This is a genomic window from Streptomyces sp. NPDC051180 (assembly GCF_040689545.1).
Lineage (GTDB): Bacteria > Actinomycetota > Actinomycetes > Streptomycetales > Streptomycetaceae > Streptomyces.
The window spans coordinates 45,563-64,540 of record NZ_JBFBBC010000024.1 but is presented as its reverse complement, the minus strand read 5'-3'; the positions used below and the strand labels follow the sequence as shown (position 1 = coordinate 64,540).

Below are 18,978 nucleotides of genomic sequence, written 5' to 3'. Positions count from 1 at the left end.
CGCCGTCAACAAGATGGACCTCGTCGACTACGCCGAGCCCGTCTTCGCCGCCATCGCCGAGGAGTTCACCACCTACGCCTCCGAGCTCGGCGTCCCGGAGATCACCGCGATCCCGATCTCGGCGCTCGCCGGCGACAACGTGGTGGAGCCCTCCGCCCACATGGACTGGTACGGCGGCCCGACGGTGCTGGAGCACCTGGAGACGGTCCCGGTGAGCCACGACCTGACGGCCTGCCACGCGCGGTTCCCGGTCCAGTACGTGATCCGCCCGCAGACCGCCGAGCACCCCGACTACCGCGGCTACGCCGGCCAGATCGCCGCCGGGGCCTTCCGGGTCGGCGAGGAGATCACGGTCCTGCCGTCCGGGAGGACGTCCACGATCACCGGGATCGACGCCCTCGGCGAGCCGGTGGACATCGCCTGGGCCCCGCAGTCGGTCACGATCCGGCTCGCCGACGACATCGACATCTCGCGCGGCGACCTGCTCGCCCCGGTCGGCGACGCCCCGGCGACCAGCCAGGATGTCGAGGCGACGGTCTGCCACGTGGCCGACCGGCCGCTCGCCGTGGGCCAGCGGGTCCTGCTCAAGCACACCACGCGCACGGTCAAGGCGATCGTCAAGGAGATCCCCTCGCGGCTGACCCTGGACGACCTGTCCCAGCACCCGAACCCCGGGCAGCTGGTCGCCAACGACATCGGCCGGGTGGTCGTACGGACGGCCGAGCCCCTGGCGCTCGACTCGTACGCCGACTCCCGGCGCACCGGTTCGTTCCTGCTGATCGATCCGGCCGACGGCACCACACTCGCGGCGGGCATGGCGGGCGAGTCCTTCGCCACGGCCAAGGCCGTCGCCGCGGTGGACGAGGAAGAAGGGTGGGATTTCTGAGATGACCCAGGACGTCTACGCCACTTTCGCCAAGGAGGGCGGCCGGGTGGGCTCCGGCTCCCTCGGCTCGGGCACGGGAGGTGTCGCGCGATGTGCGTGCTGACCTCGATGCGCCGCGCGAGCGGTGCGACACGGCTCCACCCGCTCCACCCCGAACGACATAGACGAAGACTTCGCAGAAGCTGAATCGAGGGGAACACTTCCCGTGCCTGCCACCACCCGTACCACCCTCCGCCGCGGCATCGCCGCCGCCGCCGCCCTGCCGCTGCTGATCGGCGCGCTCGCGTCGTGCGGCTACGGCTCCGAGGCCAAGAACGACGAGAAGAAGGTGGCCGCCGAGGGCGAGAAGCTCTCCGCCGACACCGTACGGCTCGGGTACTTCCCCAATCTCACGCACGCCACCGCGCTCGTCGGTGACCAGGAGGGCATCCTCCAGAAGGAGCTGGGCGGCACCAAGCTGGTGTCCACCACCTTCAACGCGGGCCCGTCCGAGATCGAGGCGCTGAACGCGGACTCGATCGACATCGGCTTCATCGGCCCCTCGCCGTCCATCAACGGCTTCGTCAAGACCAAGGGCACCAACCTGCGGATCGTCGGCGGCTCCGCCTCCGGCGGCGTGAAGCTGGTCGTGAACCCGGCGAAGATCAAGACCCTGGACGACCTCAAGGGCAAGAAGATCGCCACCCCGCAGCTCGGCAACACGCAGGACGTGGCCTTCCTCAACTGGATCTCCGAGAAGGGCTGGAAGGTCGACGCCCAGAGCGGCAAGGGCGACGTCTCCGTGGTCCGCACGGACAACAAGGTCACGCCGAACGCCTACGCCTCCGGTGCGATCGACGGCGCCTGGGTGCCCGAGCCGACCGCCTCGAAGCTGGTCAGCGACGGTGCGAAGGTGCTGATCAACGAGTCCGACCTGTGGCCGGACAAGAAGTTCGTGATCACCAACATCATCGTGTCGCAGAAGTTCCTGACGGCGCACCCGGACGTCGTCGAGGCGTTCCTGCGCGGCGCGGTGAAGACCAACGCCTGGATCAACGCCAACCCGGACAAGGCGAAGGCATCGGCCAACGCCAAGCTCAAGGACCTCTCCGGCAAGGCGCTGGGCGACAAGGTGATCGACGCCGCGTGGCCGTCCATCCAGTTCACCAACGACCCGCTGGCGGCCACCCTGCAGGCCCAGGCGGACCACGCGGTGAAGGCGGGCCTCCTGGAGAAGCCCGAGCTGTCCGGCATCTACGACCTCAAGCCGCTGAACAAGGTCCTGAAGGCCGCCGGCCAGCCCGAGGTCTCCGACGCCGGTCTCGGCGCGAAGTAACCAGCCCGCAGCTCATTCCCAGGAGGTGACGACCATGGCCACGACCACGACGCTCGCCAAGGCCGAGGACCGTGCGGCGGTGACGCATGCCGCCCGCATCGAGCATGTCTCCAAGTCCTTCGGCGGACCCGGCGGCGGGCAGCTCGTCCTCGACGACATCACGCTCGATGTCGCCCCGGGCGAGTTCGTCACCCTCCTGGGCGCCTCGGGCTGCGGCAAGTCCACGCTGCTCAACCTGGTCGCCGGGCTCGACCGGCCGTCCGCGGGGTCCATCGAGACCCCCGGCGGCCGGCCGGCCCTGATGTTCCAGGAGCACGCCCTCTTCCCGTGGCTGACCGCGGGCAAGAACATCGAACTGGCCCTGCGGCTGCGCGGGGTGGCCAAGGCCGACCGCCGCACCGAGGCCGAGCGGCTGCTCGAACTCGTCCGGCTCGGCGGCTCGTACGGCAAGCGGGTCCACGAGCTGTCCGGCGGCATGCGCCAGCGGGTCGCGCTGGCCCGCGCGCTGGCCCAGGACAGCGACCTGCTGCTGATGGACGAGCCGTTCGCGGCGCTCGACGCCATCACCCGGGACGTCCTGCACGACGAACTCACCCGGATCTGGCGGGAGACGAGGCTGTCGGTGCTCTTCGTCACCCACAACGTGCGCGAGGCCGTGCGGCTGGCCGAGCGCGTCGTCCTCCTCTCCTCGCGGCCCGGCCGGATCGCGCACGAGTGGACCATCGACATTCCGCAGCCGCGCCGCATCGAGGACGCCGACGTCGCGGAGCTGTCCCTCGAGATCACCGAGCACCTGCGTGGGGAGATCCGCCGTCATGGCCAGCACTGAAGCCGCCCCGAAGTCCCCGAAGTCCGACGACCTCGCCGGCCTCGAAGCCGGCCTCGACGCGCTCGACAGCGTGCAGATCCGGCGGACCCCGGTCCGTGAGGTGCTGCTCAAGAAGGTCCTGCCGCCGGTCGTCGCCGTCCTTCTCGTCCTGGTGGTGTGGCAGCTCCTGGTCACGCTGAAGGTGACGGACGAGTACAAGCTGCCGGCCCCGTCGGCGGTCTGGGACAGCCTGACCGCGATGTGGAAGGAGGGGACGATCCTCGGCGTCCTGTGGACCAGCGTGTCCCGGGCGCTGTACGGGTTCGTCCTGGCGCTGGCCATCGGCACCCCGCTGGGGCTGCTCGTCTCCCGGGTGAAGTTCGTGCGGGCGGCGATCGGACCGATCCTCGCGGGTCTCCAGTCGCTCCCCTCCGTCGCCTGGGTGGCGCCCGCCGTCCTGTGGCTCGGTCTCAACGACAGCATGATGTACGCGGTGATCCTGCTCGGCGCCGTCCCGTCCATCGCCAACGGTCTGGTCGCCGGTGTCGACCAGGTCCCGCCGCTGTTCCTGCGGGCGGGCCAGACGCTCGGCGCGACGGGCGTCAAGGGCGCCTGGTTCATCGTGATGCCGGCCGCGCTCCCCGGTTACCTGGCCGGTCTGAAGCAGGGCTGGGCGTTCTCCTGGCGTTCGCTGATGGCCGCCGAGATCATCGCCTCCTCGCCGGACCTGGGTCTCGGCCTCGGCCAGCTCCTGGAGAACGGCCGGAACAACATCGACATGGCGGGCATCTTCCTGGCGATCATCCTGATCCTGATCGTCGGCATCGCCATCGACCTGCTGATCTTCAGCCCGCTGGAGCGCGCGGTGCTGCGCCGCCGCGGCCTGCTCACGAAGAGCTGAGCCGCCCGATGAACCGCCCCGTCCTCCTCGTCGTCGCCCACGGCAGCCGCGACCCGCGGCACGCGGCCACCGTCCAGGCGCTGGTGCGCCGGGCCGGCGCGCTGCGGCCGGGGCTGCGGGTGGAGACGGCGTTCCTGGAGTTCAGCCTGCCCTCGGTGACGGGGGTGCTGGAACGGCTCGCCGCCGAGGGGGTGCGGGACGTGGTGGCGCTTCCGCTGCTGCTGACCCGCGCCTTCCACGCGAAGGCGGACATCCCCGCCGTGCTCCGCCAGGCCCCGCCGTCGCTGCGGATCCGCCAGGCGGAGGTCCTCGGACCCTCGCCGCTGCTGATCTCGGCGGTGGAGCGGCGGCTGTACGAGGCCGGGCTGACGCCCGGCGACAAGAGCGCGACCGGGGTCGTCCTGGCCTCGGCGGGCTCCACAGACCCGGAGGCGATCGCGGTGATCGCAGAAACGGCGCGGGAGCTGCGGCGCACCGGTTGGTGCTCCGTGCGACCCGCGTTCGCCTCCGCATCCCTTCCCCGCACGGAGGAGGCCGTCCGGGCCCTGCGTGCGGAGGCGGGCGTCCGCCGGGTGGCGGTCGCGCCCTACGTGATCGCGCCGGGCCGGCTGCCGGACCGCATCGCGGCCGGTGCCGCGGCTGCCGACGTCCTGGCGGACGTCCTGGGCCCCTCCCCTGAGCTGGCCGCCCTGCTGGTGGAGCGGTACGAGGACGCGCTGCGCGTGTCGGAGCGGGCGGCCGCGGCCGCCGGTTAGTACGGGGCCTGCGGTCCGTCAGGTGAAGTCGAGGCCGCCGGTCCGGGTCCGCTTGAGTTCGAAGAGGTCGGGGTGGCCGGCCAGGACCCGGAAGCCGTCGAAGAGTTCCGCGGCCCGTTGGCCGCGCGGGACGGCCCGCAGCACCGGTCCGAACCAGGCGGTGCCGTCGACGTGGATCGTCGGGGTGCCCACGTACGCCTCGGCGTCGGGGTCCTTGCCGGCGTCGTGGCTGCGGCGGACGGCCTCGTCGTACGCCGGGTCGTGGGCGGCGTCGGCGAGCGCGGCGGGGAGGCCGAGTTCGGCGAGCGACTCGGCGATCACCGCGTCGAGGTCCTTCCGCTCGCCCTCGTGGATGCGTGTGCCGTACGCGGTGTAGAGCGGGCGCAGGATCTGCTCGCCGTGCTGCTCGGCGGCGGCGGCCGCGACCCGGACCGGGCCGATGGAGGCGTCGACGAGTGCGCGGTACCAGTCGGGCAGGGTGTTGCCCTCGTTGTGGAGGTACAGGCTCATCACCTTGAAGCGGAGGTCGATGTCCCGGAGCCGCTCGACCTCGAGGATCCAGCGGGAGGTGATCCACGCGAAGGGGCAGGCGGGGTCGAAGTAGAAGTCGACGGTGGCTCGGGGCGCGGTCTCGGTGGTCGTCATACGGTCGAATCTAGCCAGGAGGTGGCCTGTCACCCTGGTCCAATCCCAGGCCACCTGAGTGGGCCACTTCGGGGTCAGTCCCCGCGGGTCATCTCGATGAGCCTGAGCACGGTGTTCCAGTTCCGCGCGGTGGCGACGAGTCCCTTCACGACGGCCGGACGGGATACCGCCTCGCCCAGCCTGGACCTCCCGAGGCCGTCGGGGGCGTAGAGGTAGAGCACCCGGTCGCCGAGGGCGAACTCCTCGGGGAGGTAGGCGTCGCGGTCGATCGAGGCGAAGCGCTCCGGGTCGGCGGGCCCGGAGTAGTAGACGGCGTGGAGCTGCTTGCCCTCCAGCTCGGCGGCGGGGAACGGGCAGGCGTCGGCGACGGCGGCGAGGTAGTCGCCGCCGCGGACCAGGCAGTCGACGCGGAAGCCGAAACGGCTCTCGATCGCGTCTTCGAGGCCGGCGGTGAGCGTCTCCTCCGAGGCGGCCGCGTCTGTGGTGAAGACCGCGTTCCCGCTCTGGAGGTAGGTGCGGACGTCCCGGTGGCCGAGCCCTTCGAGCACGTCCCGGAGCTCCGCCATCGGGACCTTCCGGTGTCCGCTCACGTTGATCCCGCGGAGCAGGGCCGCGTACGTCTTCGTCATGGGGCCAATCTAGGTGGCCACCGCGCCGCGTGGGGGGCGGCACGGTGGCCGGTTCGAACACTGGCCGATGGAGGGGATCAGGGAGAAGGCCCTTCACTCATCTGTGACTTATTCAACAAGGTTTCGTAATGACGAATCCATCATTTGCGCTGATAGCGGGCGAGCACCCGATTGCCGTCCTCCACCAGCCTCCTGCGCGGTTCGGCCGCGTCGACGGCGCCGCTGTAGAACTCCTGGAAGGCCGCGGTCGCCACCTTGTCCTTCCACTCCGGATGGCCCCGCACCGACTGCGCTGGCGCCGGGCGCAGCCGCCGCGCGACCGCGTACCGGCCTTCCTGACGGTCCGTCGGACCGTCACGGCGATCCACGCGGTGAGCTGCGCGGATGCGAGACTTTGGCGCAGACACACGGGTCAAGGGAGTGAGCGATGGACGAGGCGCGGGCACGGGAGATCCTGGCGGCGGCGGGGCTGCCCGCCGCGGAGGCGCGGCTGCTCGCGCTCGGGGAGAACGCGGTCTTCGCCGTGGGCGAGCGGGTGGTGAAGGTCGGCCGGGACGCGGAGCTGCTCGGGCGGGCGGAGCGGGAGCTGGCGCTGGCCTCGTGGCTGGAGGCGGCGGGGGTGCCGGCCGTCCGTGCCGCCGAGGAGAAGCCGCTGCTCGTCGAGGGGCATCCGGTGACGTCGTGGCACCGGCTGCCGGAGGCCGTGCGGCCGACCGAGCCCCGTGATCTGGCGCCACTGCTCCGGGCGGTGCACGCCCTGCCGGAGCCGGTGGGGTTCGCGCTCCCCCGCCGCGACCTGCTCGGCGGGGTGGAGCGGTGGCTGCGGCTCGCGGGCGACGCGATCGATCCGGCGGACGCGGCGTTCCTGCGGGAGCGGCGTGACGCCTTCGCCCCGGCCGCCGCCGCGCTGGTCCCGCGGCTGGCGCCGGGGCCGATCCACGGCGACGCCCTTCCGCGGAACGTCCACGTCGGTCCCGACGGTCCCGTCCTGGTCGATCTGGAGACGTTCTCGTCGGATCTGCGGGAGCACGACCTCGTGGTGCTGGCTCTCTCGCGGGACCGGTACGGCCTCGACCCGGCCGCCTACGACGCCTTCACGGAGGCGTACGGCTGGGACGTCCGGGAGTGGGAGGGGTGCGCGGTGCTGCGCGGCGCGCGGGAGACGGCGAGCTGCGCGTGGGTGGCGCAGCACGCTCCGGCCAACCCGAAGGCGCTGGCCGAATTCGAGCGGCGGGTGGCCTCGCTGCGGGACGGTGATCCCGAGGTCCGCTGGTACCCGTTCTGACATCATGGCCCCGGTCGAACCAGTGCGTGCGAACGGGGTGTCGGGATGCGGGTACAGCTGTCCGAGGTGGCGCTCGACGTCGAGGTGAGCGGCGAGGGGCCGGCCGTGCTGCTCGTGCACGGCTTCCCCGACAGCCGTCACCTGTGGCGCGGTCAGGTGGAGGCCCTGACGGCGGCCGGCTTCCGGTGCGTGACGCCGACCCTGCGTGGATTCGGGGCGTCGGACCGGCCCGAGGGCGGCCCGGCGGCGTACCACCCGGCGAAGCACGTGGGCGACCTGCTCCAGCTCCTCGCCCTGCTCGACGTCGACCGGGTCCATCTGGTCGGCCACGACTGGGGCTCGGGCATCGTCCAGGGCCTCGCCGGCGTCGTGCCGGACCGGGTGCGGAGCCTGAGCCTGCTGTCGGTGGGTCACCTGGCGGCCATCCGGGACGCGGGCTGGGAGCAGAAGCAGCGGTCCTGGTACATGCTGCTGTTCCAGCTGGCCGGGGTGGCCGAGGACTGGCTGGCGCGGGACGACTTCGCCCAGCTGCGCGAGATGCTGGCCGAGCACCCGGACGCGGAGGCGGTCATCGAGCCGCTGCGGGCGCCGGGCGCGCTGACGGCCGCCCTCGACATCTACCGCGCGGGCCTGCCGCCCGAGGTGCAGTTCGGCGCCGACCTGCCGCTGCCTCCCGTGCCGATGACGCTGCCGGTCATGGGCGTCTGGTCCACCGGCGACCGGTTCCTGACCGAGCGCTCGATGACGGGCACCGCCGCCCACGTCCAGGGGTCCTGGCGGTACGAGCGGGTGGAGGAGGCGGGCCACTGGCTCCAGCTGGACCAGCCGGAGCGCGTGAACGACCTGCTGCTCTCGTTCCTGAAGGAGAACGGCTAGGCCCCGCCCTGATCGCGCCCCCTAGGCGACGGCGACGGCCTGGCGCAGGGGCCACGTGGGGTCGATGACGGCCTCCGGGTCGCCCTTGCCGCGCAGGAACGCCTGGAAGTTCTCGGCCCAGGCGCGGTACCAGCCGATCTGGCGCGCGTGGAGTTCGGCCGGGTCCAGGGCGGCCACCTGCCGGTGCCGCTCGGCTATCGCGACGGCGACCCGGACGGCGGCGAGCGCGTCGGCGGCCGCCTGGTGTGCGGCTTCGAGCACGACGCCGTACTCCCCGCAGACCGCTTCCAGGGTGCGCTTGCCGCGCCGGTAGCGGTCGACGGCGCGGTCGATGGTGTAGGGGTCGACGACCGGGCCGATGTCGGCGCCGCCGAGCCGGTCCGTCAGCGAGGGCAGGCCGTGGCGGCGCAGCTCCGCGGCCAGCAGCGTCAGGTCGAAGGAGGCGTTGTACGCGACGACCGGCACGCCGTCCTCCCAGTAGGCGGCGAGGGTCCGCGCGATCTCGTCGGCGACCTCGCGCACCGGCCGGCCCTCGGCCGCCGCGCGCTCGGTGCTGATGCCGTGGATCGCGGACGCCTGCTCCGGGATGCGGATGCCCGGGTCGGCGAGCCAGTCCCGCCGTCGGGTGACGCGCCCCCCGCCGTCGACCTCGACGATCGAGGCCGTGACGATCCGTGCCTCCAGCGGTTCCGTGCCGGTCGTCTCCAGGTCGAAGCCGACCAGCGTGTCGCCGTGCCAAGCCATCGGGTCCTCCTTACGTGATCTCCCCCGTGGTGCGACCACCCTCGCACGCGCCACTGACAACGCTCCCGGAACCCCCCTGCGGGGTCAGGAGACGGGCCGGGAGTCGAGCCAGACGGACTCGAACTCCTCGCGGTAGGTCTCGAAGAGGCCGTGATCCCCGTCACGTGCCTGCTGGCCGTGGCGGACCACGTTGCGCCCGCCGCCGCGCAGGACGAGGACCGGTGCCTCCATGCCGCGGGCGCGGCGCAGGTAGGACTGGACGACGCCGACGCCGTCGGGGCCGTCGCCGTCGACGAGGTAGGCGGTGAAGCGGGGGGTCTCGTCGAAGACGTGGATCTGGAAGGCGCCCGGGTCGCGCAGCTTGGAGCGGACCCGGCGCATGTGCAGGATGTTCATCTCCACGGAGCGGCTGAGCTCGCCCTTCTTCAGCCCGAGCTCGCGCTCGCGCCGCTTGACGGCGCTGCTCGCGGGGTTGAGGAAGAGGAGCCGGGTCCGGCAGCCGGACTCGGCGAGGCGGACCATGCGCCGGCCGGAGAAGTTCTGCACGAGCAGATTGAGACCTATGCCGGTGGCGTCGAGGCGGCGGGCCCCGCCGAAGAGGTCCTCGGCGGGCAGCTGCCGCTGGAGCCGGACCCGGTCGGGGTGGACGGAGACCACGTCCGCGTACCGGTCGCCGACGAGGTCCTCGACGGCGTCGACGGGCAGCCGGTCGGCGGAGGGCACCCCGGCGCCGCTGCCGAGGATCTCCAGGATGCGGGCGGAGGCCCGCTCCGACTGGGCGAGGACGGTGAGCGACAGGGCCCGGTTGCGGGAGACCACGTTGCGCGTGACCTCCAGCTCGTCGAGGGCGAGCTCGACCTCGCGCCGGTCGTCGAAGTAGGGCTCGAAGCACGGCCAGTGCTGGACCATCAGCTCGCGGAGCTGCGGCAGCGTGAGGAAGCTGAGGACGTTGTCGTCGGCCGGGTCGAGGAGGTAGCCCTTGCGCCGGGAGACCTCGCGGACGGCGACCGCCCGCTGCACCCATTCCTGGCCGGCGGGTCCGGCCGCGGCCACCACCCACTCCTCGCCGTGCACGGGTTCGTACACGGGCCGCAGGACGGCGGCGACCACGGCGCGGAGCCGCTGCTCGACGAGGTTCAGCCAGATGTAGGCGCGGCCGGCGCGCTGGGCGCGGGTGCGGACCTCGCTCCATGCCTCGGCGCCCCAGTCGAGCTCCGCGCCGATCTCCACCGGCCGGGCGACGGTGACCGCACCGGGCGGCGCGACGGCTCCGGCCGGCGCTTCGGCGGGGTCGGCCGGCCCCCCTTCGTGACCCGCGTCACCTGGGGGCAGCTCCAGACCTCCCGAGCTCACCCGTGCACCGCCTTCTGCTCCTGGAAGCCCGTTTCGACCACTCCGACAACGATCAAGGAAGGGTACTCCGCGAGCGGGAGGCGGTGCAGCAGGATCGTCAGGCTCCTTGCTCAACTCCCCAGATCGGGCTGCCCGTTCTCGGAGGCGAGATCGGGCGGAGTGAGCGGATTCATAGCGGTTACGTCCCGGGGCGCGAGCTGGAAGCCCTGCCAGTGGACCGGCATCGGCTGCTGGTCCTCGTCACGGGCGACGTGGTGGAACCCTATGTTGACCCACACGGACGGTTTGGTCAGAGTCTCCCCGTTGACCCATTTGTCCACGCTGTCACCGGCGTTGGCCGGGCAGTTGCCGATGTTGTTGCTGGCGTACTGCTCGCAGGCGCGGGCCTGGGTGAAGTACACGTCGTGCTTGCTGAAGCCGCGCCCGGCGTGGGTGTCGGTGTGGCCGGGCACGATCTCGTACGAACGGGCGTGGCCGTCGGCGTTCTTCCCGGTGCCGCTGACCACCCGCCACCAGCGCATGTTCTTGGCGTCTCCGGCGAGTTCCTTGGTGACGAGGGTGCGCTGGGTCTTCACGGTCGGTCCGCCGCCGCCGGCCGCGGGCGGGGTGACGGTGGAGTCGTACTGCTCGATCCGGTCGTTGGTGGTGCCGTCCAGGCCGAAGTCGAGCTTCCAGAAGACGTTGTGGGCGTGGCTGGTCGCGTAGTCCTTGGCACCCTTGCCGAGGGGCCAGCCGCGGCCGTCGGTGGCGTTGTAGTCGACCGGCGAAAGGCTGCCGGTGGCACCGACGTTGGCGCCGATGGTGCCATCGGCGGAGAAGCGCCATTCGGAGATGTACTCGTACCAGCCGACCTTGTTCACCGTGTAGACGAGCAGGTCCTTGGCCTGGGCCTGGTAGACCTTCTCGCCGCCGTCGCTGGCCATGCGGTACGCGTGGCCGCGGGCCCGGGTCGTGGTGCACAGGCCCTTGATCTGGCCGACCTCGGGCACCTTGACCGTGGTCAGGGTGCCGCCGGGGCACTCGGCCGGCTTGAGGTTCTGCAGGCCCCAGCCGAAGCCGGCGCCGGTGAGGTCGTCGTACTCGGCACCGCCGTCGTCGTACGGCACGTGGATCTGGGCGAGCCGGGCGCTGGTGAGGACCCGGATGGGGGCGGCGGCGCCGGGCGGCTGGTAGGTGACGCGGTCCAGGGTGAGGCCCGCGTCGGTGCTGTAGCGCCAGCACATGCGCCAGGTGGCGCCGCCGTCGAGCTTCTGCATGATGTGGTACGCGGCGGAGCAGCCGGGCGGGGCGGCGGTCGCGGTGCGCGTCGGGGCGGGCGGTGCGGGTGCGGCGGTGGCGCCGGTGGCGGGGCCCGCTGCGGCGGTGGCGCCGGCGAGCAGGACGCCGACGGTCAGGGCGGCGCCCCGCCGGCGGCCGCGCCGGTCTGGCTGGGTGGACATGGGGACGTACTCCCTCGTACGAACGCGGGTGGGAACCGGTGCGGCGGTGGTCAGCCGACGCGGGTGACGGTCCTTGCGGAGAGGTCGACGATCAGGTCGCGGGTGTCGATCCAGGCCCCGTTGAGGACCTTGGTGACCAGCCGGACGCACCGGTGCTCGCCGCAACGGGCCAGCTGCGCGGGCACGTTCGCCTCGCGGTAGGGCCGGTAGACGTCGCCGTTGAACCAGAGCTGGGCGGGCGAGGTGAGCCGCGTGCCGGTGGCGTCCGCGTAGTCCTCCTTGACCCCCTGGCCGAGCGGGCTCGCGAGGATCAGCTCCATCGCCTCGCGCAGTTCCTCGGGGTGGGCGGAGGGCTGGACCCCGCGCTGGGCGGCCGACCTCTCGACCTTCCCCGTGACCAGGTTGACGGTCCGGGTGATGAGCTCGTCCCGCCCGTAGTCGTAGAACCGGACGTCGGCGCGGCGCGTGTCGTCGCCGGGCTGCGGGTCGGAGAGTTCGGTGCCCAGGTGCTGCGGGCCGCGGCCGCCCTCGACGTTCTCCAGGGCGGCGGCCGCGGGCGGGGTCAGCGCCAGCGCCTCGGCCCGTGCGAGCTCGTCGTCGGTGAGCGGGTCGCTGCCCACGCCCTTCGCCCCCTCGGGGACCCGCGGTGCCACGGTCGCGGGTCCGGGCGTGGCGCCGGCGGCCTGCACGGCACCGTCCTCCGCCGGCCCGTTCGCCCCGCCCCCGCCGTTCGCCCCGCCGAGCGCGGTGGCACCCGCCGGCGTGGGCGGAGTCGCCCCCACGGAAGCCCCCGGCAGGGCGATCGCGACCGCGACGGCCGTTCCCGTCACCGCCATGGCCGCTCCGGCCACCACCTTCCCCAGGTGGCGGCGCGCTATTTCGTACACACTTCCCCCTCCATCCCCCTCTTGGTCTGCGGTCACCCGGTAGGACGGGGCTAAGTCCTAGGAGGTTGCCCCAGTTTCGGGCAGGATCTGGCCGAAGAACACCTCCAGAACCCGGACAGAAGAGGAAGAGTCGAATCCATGCAAGTCTGGCCGGGACAGGCGTACCCCCTGGGCGCCACCTACGACGGAGCGGGCACCAACTTCGCGGTCTTCTCGGAGGCCGCCCACAGGATCGAGCTGTGTCTGCTCCACGACGACGGCTCGGAGACGGCGGTGGAGCTGCGCGAGACGGACGCCTTCGTCCGGCACGCCTACCTGCCGGGTGTGATGCCGGGTCAGCGCTACGGGTTCCGGGTGCACGGCCCGTACGCGCCGGAGCGCGGGCTGCGGTGCAACGCGGCGAAGCTGCTCCTCGACCCCTACGCGCGCGCGGTGTCGGGGCAGGTGAAGTGGGGCGAGGCGGTGTACGGCTACCCGTTCGGGCGGCCGGACGCGCGCAACGACCTCGACTCGGGCCCGCACACGATGACCTCGGTCGTGGTCAATCCGTACTTCGACTGGGGCGACGACCGGCGCCCGCGCACCGAGTACCACCACACGGTCATCTACGAGGCCCATGTGAAGGGCCTGACGATGCTCCACCCGGACCTTCCGGAGGAACTGCGGGGCACCTACGCGGGGCTCGCCCACCCGTCGGTCATCGGCCACCTGAAGGAACTCGGCGTCACGGCGCTCGAACTGATGCCCGTCCACCAGTTCGTGAACGACCACCGCCTGGTCGACTCGGGACTGTCGAACTACTGGGGCTACAACACGATCGGCTTCTTCGCCCCGCACAACGCGTACGCGTCCTGGGGCGACCGGGGCCAGCAGGTCCTGGAGTTCAAGTCGGCGGTCCGGGCCCTGCACCAGGCGGGCATCGAGGTCATCCTCGACGTGGTCTACAACCACACCGCCGAGGGCAACCACCTGGGCCCCACGCTCTCCATGCGGGGCCTGGACAACCCCTCGTACTACCGGCTCGCGGACGATCCCCGCTACTACATGGACACCACCGGCACGGGGAACTCGCTGCTCATGCGCTCCCCGCACGTGCTGCAGCTGATCATGGACAGCCTGCGGTACTGGGTCACCGAGATGCACGTGGACGGCTTCCGCTTCGACCTGGCGGCCACCCTGGCGCGCCAGTTCCACGAGGTGGACCGGCTGTCGTCGTTCTTCGACCTGGTGCAGCAGGACCCGGTGGTGAGCCAGGTGAAGCTCATCGCCGAACCCTGGGACGTCGGCGAGGGCGGCTACCAGGTGGGCAACTTCCCGCCGCTGTGGACCGAGTGGAACGGCAAGTACCGCGACTGCGTCCGGGACCTGTGGCGGGGCGAGCCGCGCACCCTCGCCGAGTTCGCCTCCCGGCTCACCGGCTCCTCCGACCTCTACCAGGACGACGGCCGGCGCCCGCTCGCCTCGGTCAACTTCGTGACCTGCCACGACGGTTTCACCCTGCGCGACCTCGTCTCGTACAACGACAAGCACAACGAGGCGAACGGCGAGGGCAACCGGGACGGCGAGAGCCACAACCGCTCCTGGAACTGCGGGGTGGAGGGCGAGACCGAGGACGTCGGGATCGCCGAGCTGCGCGCCCGCCAGACGCGCAACTTCCTGGCCACCCTGATGCTGTCGCAGGGCGTGCCGATGCTCAGCCACGGCGACGAGTTCGGCCGGACGCAGGAGGGCAACAACAACGCGTACTGCCAGGACAACGAGGTGTCCTGGGTCCGGTGGCCGAAGGAGAACAGCGAGGCCGAGGGAACCCTGCTGCGGTTCACCCGGGCGATGGTCCGGCTGCGGCACGACCATCCGGTCTTCCGGCGCCGCCGGTTCTTCCACGGGCGGCCGGTGGAGGGCACCCACGACGAGCTGACCGACATCGCGTGGTTCACCCCCGAGGGCGAGGAGATGACGTCCCGCGACTGGCAGGCGGCGCACGCCCAGGCGCTCACCGTCTTCCTCAACGGGAACGCGATCTCGGAGCCGGGCACCCAGGGCGAGCGGATCGCCGACGACTCCTTCCTGCTGATGTTCAACGCCTCGTCCCAGGAGCTGGAGTTCGCGGTGCCCGACAGTCACGGACGCTGCTGGCGGACGGTCGTCGACACCTCCGACCCCGAGGGCATGCCGCCGCAGGAGGGCCCGGAGCTCGCGGCGGGCGAACGGGTGACGCTCGCGCCGCTCAGCCTGACCGTTCTGCGCCGGCCGGCCTGAGGCCGGCGTCCTGCGGCGTCGCCGGTTCCGGCATCCGGATCCGTACCGTCCAGGACAGCACCGCGCAGGCCACGGCCGCCCCCACCGCCACCGCGAAGGCGGCGGGGGCGCCGTGGCCCTCGGCGAGCCGGCCGGAGAGCGCGAGGGCGAGGGCCTGGCCGCCGACGATCCCGCTGGTGAGGAAGGCCATCGACTCGGCGAGCCGGCCGGCGGGCACGGTCCGCTCGGTGAGGCCGAAGACGGTGATCAGATGGGGGGCGTAGGCGGCGCCGAGGACGATCACCACCGCGTACAGCGCGCCGAGGGAACCGACGGCGAGCAGCGGGACCGAGAGCACGACCAGCCCGGCGGTGGCGGCGCGCCAGCGGGTGGTCAGCCCGACGCGGGCGGGCACGGCCGCCATCGAGAGGCCGACGGCCGCGCTCATCACGCCCATCGCCGCGTAGACGAGCCCGGCCTGCGCGGGCGCCCCGAGCCGCTCGGTCAGCGCGGTGATCCCGGCCTGCGAGGCGCCGAACATGGCGCCCTGGAGGACCATCGTCCCCCGCAGGGCGTACGCCGACGCCGGCAGCCGCGTCCGTTCGGCGGCACTCTTCCGGGTGGAAGCGGTCGTCTCCGGGGCGGTGGCCCGGGCCGTGGGGTGGAGGGCGAAGGCGGAGCCGCAGACGAGCAGCAGGAGAGCGGCGGCCAGCAGGGCGGCGGCAGGGTGGGCGAGGGCCGCGGCGAGACCGACGAAGGCCGGGCCGAGGACGAAGGACACCTCGTCGAGGGTCCCCTCGAAGGAGAGCACGGCGCCGACGACCCGGTCGTCCGCCCCGGAGCGGCGGGCGAGGGCCACCGAGCGGGTCCGGGCGAGCGGCCCGACCTGGGGGACGGTCGCTCCGGCGAGCACGCCGAGCGCCATCAGCCAGGCGGTGGGGGACCGGTCGAGGGCGGCGAGGACCAGGGCAGTGACCGCGACGGCGTTGGCGAGGGAGGCGGCGAGCACCACCCCGCGCTGGCCGTGCCGGTCGGCGAGACGGCCGACGAGCGGTCCGGCGACGGTCTGTCCGGCGGCGAGCGCGCCGCCCGCGAGCCCGGCCACGGCGAGGGAGCCGCTCGTCTCGGCGACCAGGAGCAGGCTGCCGAGCTGGCACATGGCGGTCGGCAGCCGGCCGAGGAAGGAGACCACCGGCAGGACCGGGCCGAGCAGGGACAGCGTGTCGCGATACATCCGGAGCATCAGGCGAACGTAACGCGATGCACACGAACGGGTGCATGAGGCGATGACACAGAAGCCCTCCGGCGGGGTACGTACGTTCGCATGACCTCTCTCCCGGTCCCGTCCACCCGGTCCGCCGCGTCCGCCGCCGCTCCCGTCCCCACCGCGACCTACCGCCTCCAGCTCCAGCCGGAGTTCCCCTTCGCCGCCGCCGAGCGGGCCGTGCCGTACCTCGCCGGGCTGGGGGTCTCGCACCTCCACCTCTCGCCGGTGCTCGAGGCGGTGCCCGGCTCGACCCACGGCTACGACGTGACCGACCACCGGTCCGTGCGGGCGGAGCTGGGCGGCGAGGAGGGGCTGCGGGCGCTGGCCGCGACCGCCCGGGCGCACGGGCTCGGCCTGGTCGTGGACCTGGTGCCCAACCACATGGCGGCCGACCCCCGGCACAACCACGCGCTGCGCGCGGTGCTCCGCGAGGGACCCGACTCGCCGTTCGCCCGCTGGTTCGACGTCGACTGGCGGGCCGGGGACGGCCGGATGCTGCTTCCGGTGCTGCCGGCGCGGCTCCCGGAGGTCAGGGACCGGATGCGGGTCGCCGGCGGCTCGCTGCACCTGGACGGCCAGGAGTTCCCGCTCCGCCCGGGGACGGAGGGCCTGCCGCTGGACGAGCTGCTCGACGCCCAGTGGTACCGGCTCGGATGGTGGCGGCTGGCCCGTACGGAGCTCGACTACCGGCGCTTCTTCACCGTCTCCGAGCTGATCGGGGTGCGGGTGGAGGACCCGGAGGTCTTCGCCGCGACCCACGCGAAGATCGTGGAACTGGTCGCGGACGGTGTGGTGGAGGGCCTGCGGATCGACCACCCGGACGGGCTCGCCGACCCCCAGGGGTATCTGGAGGACCTGGCGGCGGCGACCGGCGGGCGGTGCTGGACGGTGGTGGAGAAGATCCTCACGGGGGCGGAGACGCTGCCCGACGCCTGGCCCGTCGCCGGCACCACCGGGTACGACGCGCTCCGGCAGCTCGACGGCGTGTTCACCGATCAGGCCGGCTCCGAGGAACTCGCCGAGCTCTACCGGGAGTTCGTCGGCAAGGCCGCGGACCGGGGCGGGCGGTGGGAGGCCACCGCGCGGCGCGCGGCGTACGAGGTGGTGACCCACGACCTGGCCTCCGAGACGGCCGCGCTGACCCGGATCGCGGGCCGGATCTGCGCCGCCGATCCCGCGCTGCGCGATCACGCCCCCTGGGCGCTCGCCACCGCGATCCGCGAACTCCTGGTCCGCGTGCCGGTCTACCGCCCCTACCGGAGCGGCGGCGAGGAGGTGCTGACCGCGGAGGCCGCGCGCGGCGCGAAGGCCGCGTTCGCGGTGCCGGAGGAGGCGGCGGCGGTCGACACCGTACGCGACCTGGCGCTCGGCCTGCGCGGAGACGGCCCCGAACACCGTTCGTTCCGGGCCCGGTTCGCGCAGACCTCGTCCGCGCTGCGGGCCAAGTCGGTGGAGGACACAGCCTTCTACCGGTACACGCCGCTGCTGTCCGCGAACGAGGTGGGCGGCGACGCGGGGCGCCCGGCGGTGCCGGTGGAGGAGTTCCACGCGTACTGCCGGCGGATCGCCCGGGACTGGCCGTCCGCCGGGACCGTGCTCTCCACGCACGACACCAAGCGCAGCGCCGACGTGCGGGCCGCCATCGCGGTGCTCGCCCAGTGCCCGCGGGTGTGGGAGGAGCTCCTCGCCGAGGTGGCGGGGGTGCCCGCCCCCGACCCGCACGTGGCGTGGAACGCCTGGCAGACGGCCTTCGGTTTCGGCGCGCCCGACGCGGAGCGGCTGGTGCCCGCGATCCTCAAGTCCGTGCGGGAGGCGGGGCTGCGGACCAGCTGGACCGAGCCGGACGCGGGGTACGAGCGGGCCGTCGCCGACTTCGCCGCGGCCGGACCGGGCCGGCTCCCGCTGCGGTCCGCCTCGGAGGCCGCCTTCGCACTGGAGCCGCACATCCGGGCGCACGCGCTGGGCGCGGTCCTCGCGCAGCTGACGATGCCGGGGGTGCCGGAGCTCTACCAGAACACGGAGCGGGAGTACCGGGCCCTGGTCGACCCGGACAACCGGGCCCCGTTCGCGGTCGGCCCCGACGACGACCGCACGGCCCTGGTCCGGGCGGCGCTGGCGCTGCGCCGCGCCCGGCCGGAGGTGTTCGGCCCCGGCGGCACGTACGTCCCGCTGGCGGCGAGCGGTCCGGCGGCCGACCACTGTCTCGCCTTCGCCCGCTCGGGCGCGGTGGTGACGGCGGTGACCCGGCTGTCGCTCCGGCTGGCCGAGGCCGGTGGCTGGCAGGACACGGAACTGGTCCTGCCGGACGGCCGCTGGGCCGATGTCCTCGACGGTGTACGGGAGTTCACCGGCGGGCCGGCGACCGAGCTCAAGCTCGCCGAGCTGTTCGCCGACCGGCCGGTGGCGCTCCTGGTGCGGGCGGGGTGAGCCGCCCGCCCGGCGCGGGTCAGGAGCGGGAGACGCGCGAGACCTCGCACTTGGTGTACTCGGAGGCGTCGCCGGAGCCCGGGTAGGGGGTGGCGAGTTCGGCGCGCTCGGAGGCCCCGGCCTTGACCGCGATGGCGGTCTTGGTCGCGGTCGCGGGGACGGCGGTGCCGCCCGCGTCGCCGGTGAACCGCATGGTGATGTTGTAGTCGTAGTCGAGCACGCCGTCGTTCTTGACGGTGACGCGGGCGACGAGGTTCTTGGTCGCGGCGTCGTAGGTGCACTCGTCGATGGTCACGTCGCGGACGGCCTTGTTCGAGCTGCCGGAGCCGCCGGTGACGGAGCCGCCGGAGCTGCTGCCCGAGGTGCCGTCGTTGTCGCTGTGGTTGCTGCCGCCGCTGCTGGAGCTGCTGCCACCGGAGCTGCTGCCGCCGCAGCTGCCGCCGTGGGAGCCGCGGGCACCCGTGAGGGCGACGACCGCGATGCCGAAGACAGCGATGGCGCGGACATGACGCATCTTCATGTT

General features: G+C 72.9%; 17 protein-coding genes and 1 pseudogene. 9 read left to right on the top strand and 9 right to left on the bottom strand.

The genetic code is table 11. From position 1 onward, the window contains the following. The 5 genes from AB0424_RS29450 to AB0424_RS29430 all read left to right on the top strand — a co-directional run. Positions 1–886: hypothetical protein (locus AB0424_RS29450; protein ID WP_366309677.1), on the top strand; the 886-nt coding region annotated here is incomplete at its 5' end. A 205-nt stretch (positions 887–1,091) separates the two neighbouring features. Further along, a complete protein-coding gene (locus AB0424_RS29445) occupies positions 1,092–2,201 on the top strand; it encodes an aliphatic sulfonate ABC transporter substrate-binding protein (RefSeq protein WP_366309675.1) in 1,110 nt (369 codons plus the stop codon). Between the two features lie 34 nt (positions 2,202–2,235). After that, complete coding sequence (locus AB0424_RS29440) at positions 2,236–3,030, top strand: ABC transporter ATP-binding protein (RefSeq protein ID WP_366309673.1); 795 nt, start codon at positions 2,236–2,238, stop codon at positions 3,028–3,030. After that, complete coding sequence (locus AB0424_RS29435; protein ID WP_366309671.1) at positions 3,017–3,910, top strand: ABC transporter permease subunit; 894 nt, start codon at positions 3,017–3,019, stop codon at positions 3,908–3,910. Before AB0424_RS29440 ends, AB0424_RS29435 begins: the two co-directional genes overlap by 14 nt. An 8-nt stretch (positions 3,911–3,918) precedes the next feature. Continuing rightward, on the top strand, positions 3,919–4,665 hold the full coding sequence (locus AB0424_RS29430) for a sirohydrochlorin chelatase (RefSeq protein WP_366309669.1): 747 nt from the start codon (positions 3,919–3,921) through the stop codon (positions 4,663–4,665). Between the two features lie 18 nt (positions 4,666–4,683). On the opposite strand, the gene AB0424_RS29425 is transcribed toward AB0424_RS29430, so the two are convergent. The 3 genes and pseudogenes from AB0424_RS29425 to AB0424_RS29415 all read right to left on the bottom strand — a co-directional run. Continuing rightward, positions 4,684–5,310 carry a DsbA family protein gene (locus AB0424_RS29425; RefSeq protein WP_366309667.1) on the bottom strand — a complete coding sequence of 209 codons (627 nt, stop codon included), beginning with the start codon at positions 5,308–5,310 and terminating at the stop codon, positions 4,684–4,686. Between the two features lie 74 nt (positions 5,311–5,384). Beyond that, positions 5,385–5,939, bottom strand: coding sequence for a DUF1697 domain-containing protein (locus tag AB0424_RS29420; RefSeq protein ID WP_366309665.1), 555 nt, complete (start codon positions 5,937–5,939; stop codon positions 5,385–5,387). 140 nt (positions 5,940–6,079) lie between these two features. After that, a pseudogene (locus tag AB0424_RS29415) lies at positions 6,080–6,262 on the bottom strand (sugar ABC transporter substrate-binding protein); the annotation flags it as partial. Between the two features lie 104 nt (positions 6,263–6,366). Here AB0424_RS29415 and AB0424_RS29410 point away from each other — a divergent pair. Together AB0424_RS29410 and AB0424_RS29405 are read left to right on the top strand one after the other, a co-directional pair. Further along, positions 6,367–7,224, top strand: a complete 858-nt coding sequence (locus AB0424_RS29410; protein ID WP_366309663.1) for an aminoglycoside phosphotransferase family protein — start codon at positions 6,367–6,369, stop codon at positions 7,222–7,224. A gap of 45 nt (positions 7,225–7,269) precedes the next feature. Continuing rightward, positions 7,270–8,100: an alpha/beta fold hydrolase gene (locus tag AB0424_RS29405; RefSeq protein ID WP_366309661.1), complete on the top strand. Its 831-nt coding sequence runs from the start codon at positions 7,270–7,272 to the stop codon at positions 8,098–8,100. Between the two features lie 21 nt (positions 8,101–8,121). Here AB0424_RS29405 and AB0424_RS29400 read toward each other — a convergent pair whose 3' ends face one another. The 4 genes from AB0424_RS29400 to AB0424_RS29385 form a co-directional block, all read right to left on the bottom strand. Beyond that, on the bottom strand, positions 8,122–8,844 hold the full coding sequence (locus AB0424_RS29400) for a 3'-5' exonuclease (RefSeq protein WP_366309659.1): 723 nt from the start codon (positions 8,842–8,844) through the stop codon (positions 8,122–8,124). 84 nt (positions 8,845–8,928) lie between these two features. Next, positions 8,929–10,197: an SAV2148 family HEPN domain-containing protein gene (locus AB0424_RS29395; RefSeq protein ID WP_366309657.1), complete on the bottom strand. Its 1,269-nt coding sequence runs from the start codon at positions 10,195–10,197 to the stop codon at positions 8,929–8,931. Positions 10,198–10,307: 110 nt separating this feature from the next. Next, a complete protein-coding gene (locus tag AB0424_RS29390; protein WP_366309655.1) occupies positions 10,308–11,636 on the bottom strand; it encodes a copper amine oxidase in 1,329 nt (442 codons plus the stop codon). Positions 11,637–11,686: 50 nt separating this feature from the next. Beyond that, positions 11,687–12,472, bottom strand: coding sequence for a Tat pathway signal sequence domain protein (locus AB0424_RS29385; RefSeq protein WP_366309689.1), 786 nt, complete (start codon positions 12,470–12,472; stop codon positions 11,687–11,689). A 189-nt stretch (positions 12,473–12,661) separates the two neighbouring features. On the opposite strand from AB0424_RS29385, the gene glgX reads away from it, so the two are divergent. Further along, the gene (gene glgX, locus AB0424_RS29380) at positions 12,662–14,782 is read left to right on the top strand and encodes a glycogen debranching protein GlgX (RefSeq protein WP_366309653.1); all 2,121 of its coding nucleotides are present in this window, start codon (positions 12,662–12,664) and stop codon (positions 14,780–14,782) included. On the opposite strand, the gene AB0424_RS29375 is transcribed toward glgX, so the two are convergent. After that, positions 14,751–15,995, bottom strand: a complete 1,245-nt coding sequence (locus AB0424_RS29375; protein ID WP_366309687.1) for an MFS transporter — start codon at positions 15,993–15,995, stop codon at positions 14,751–14,753. The two genes, glgX and AB0424_RS29375, sit on opposite strands and share 32 nt — an antisense overlap. A gap of 90 nt (positions 15,996–16,085) precedes the next feature. Between AB0424_RS29375 and treY the strand changes: the two genes are divergently transcribed. Next, a complete protein-coding gene (gene treY / locus AB0424_RS29370) occupies positions 16,086–18,455 on the top strand; it encodes a malto-oligosyltrehalose synthase (protein WP_366309651.1) in 2,370 nt (789 codons plus the stop codon). A gap of 19 nt (positions 18,456–18,474) precedes the next feature. Here treY and AB0424_RS29365 read toward each other — a convergent pair whose 3' ends face one another. Further along, positions 18,475–18,975, bottom strand: a complete 501-nt coding sequence (locus AB0424_RS29365) for a hypothetical protein (protein ID WP_366309649.1) — start codon at positions 18,973–18,975, stop codon at positions 18,475–18,477. Between the last annotated feature and the right edge of the window lie 3 nt (positions 18,976–18,978).

What these genes read in the sequence shown, in the direction of transcription:
- AB0424_RS29440 (WP_366309673.1), top strand. Translation starts at nt 2,236, where the DNA reads ATGGCCACGACCACGACGCTCGCCAAGGCCGAGGACCGTGCGGCGGTG.
- AB0424_RS29435 (WP_366309671.1), top strand. Translation starts at nt 3,017, where the DNA reads ATGGCCAGCACTGAAGCCGCCCCGAAGTCCCCGAAGTCCGACGACCTC.
- AB0424_RS29430 (WP_366309669.1), top strand. Translation starts at nt 3,919, where the DNA reads ATGAACCGCCCCGTCCTCCTCGTCGTCGCCCACGGCAGCCGCGACCCG.
- AB0424_RS29425 (WP_366309667.1), bottom strand. Translation starts at nt 5,310, where the DNA reads ATGACGACCACCGAGACCGCGCCCCGAGCCACCGTCGACTTCTACTTC.
- AB0424_RS29420 (WP_366309665.1), bottom strand. Translation starts at nt 5,939, where the DNA reads ATGACGAAGACGTACGCGGCCCTGCTCCGCGGGATCAACGTGAGCGGA.
- AB0424_RS29410 (WP_366309663.1), top strand. Translation starts at nt 6,367, where the DNA reads ATGGACGAGGCGCGGGCACGGGAGATCCTGGCGGCGGCGGGGCTGCCC.
- AB0424_RS29405 (WP_366309661.1), top strand. Translation starts at nt 7,270, where the DNA reads ATGCGGGTACAGCTGTCCGAGGTGGCGCTCGACGTCGAGGTGAGCGGC.
- AB0424_RS29400 (WP_366309659.1), bottom strand. Translation starts at nt 8,844, where the DNA reads ATGGCTTGGCACGGCGACACGCTGGTCGGCTTCGACCTGGAGACGACC.
- AB0424_RS29390 (WP_366309655.1), bottom strand. Translation starts at nt 11,636, where the DNA reads ATGTCCACCCAGCCAGACCGGCGCGGCCGCCGGCGGGGCGCCGCCCTG.
- AB0424_RS29385 (WP_366309689.1), bottom strand. Translation starts at nt 12,472, where the DNA reads ATGGCGGTGACGGGAACGGCCGTCGCGGTCGCGATCGCCCTGCCGGGG.
- glgX (WP_366309653.1), top strand. Translation starts at nt 12,662, where the DNA reads ATGCAAGTCTGGCCGGGACAGGCGTACCCCCTGGGCGCCACCTACGAC.
- AB0424_RS29375 (WP_366309687.1), bottom strand. Translation starts at nt 15,995, where the DNA reads ATGTATCGCGACACGCTGTCCCTGCTCGGCCCGGTCCTGCCGGTGGTC.
- treY (WP_366309651.1), top strand. Translation starts at nt 16,086, where the DNA reads ATGACCTCTCTCCCGGTCCCGTCCACCCGGTCCGCCGCGTCCGCCGCC.
- AB0424_RS29365 (WP_366309649.1), bottom strand. Translation starts at nt 18,975, where the DNA reads ATGAAGATGCGTCATGTCCGCGCCATCGCTGTCTTCGGCATCGCGGTC.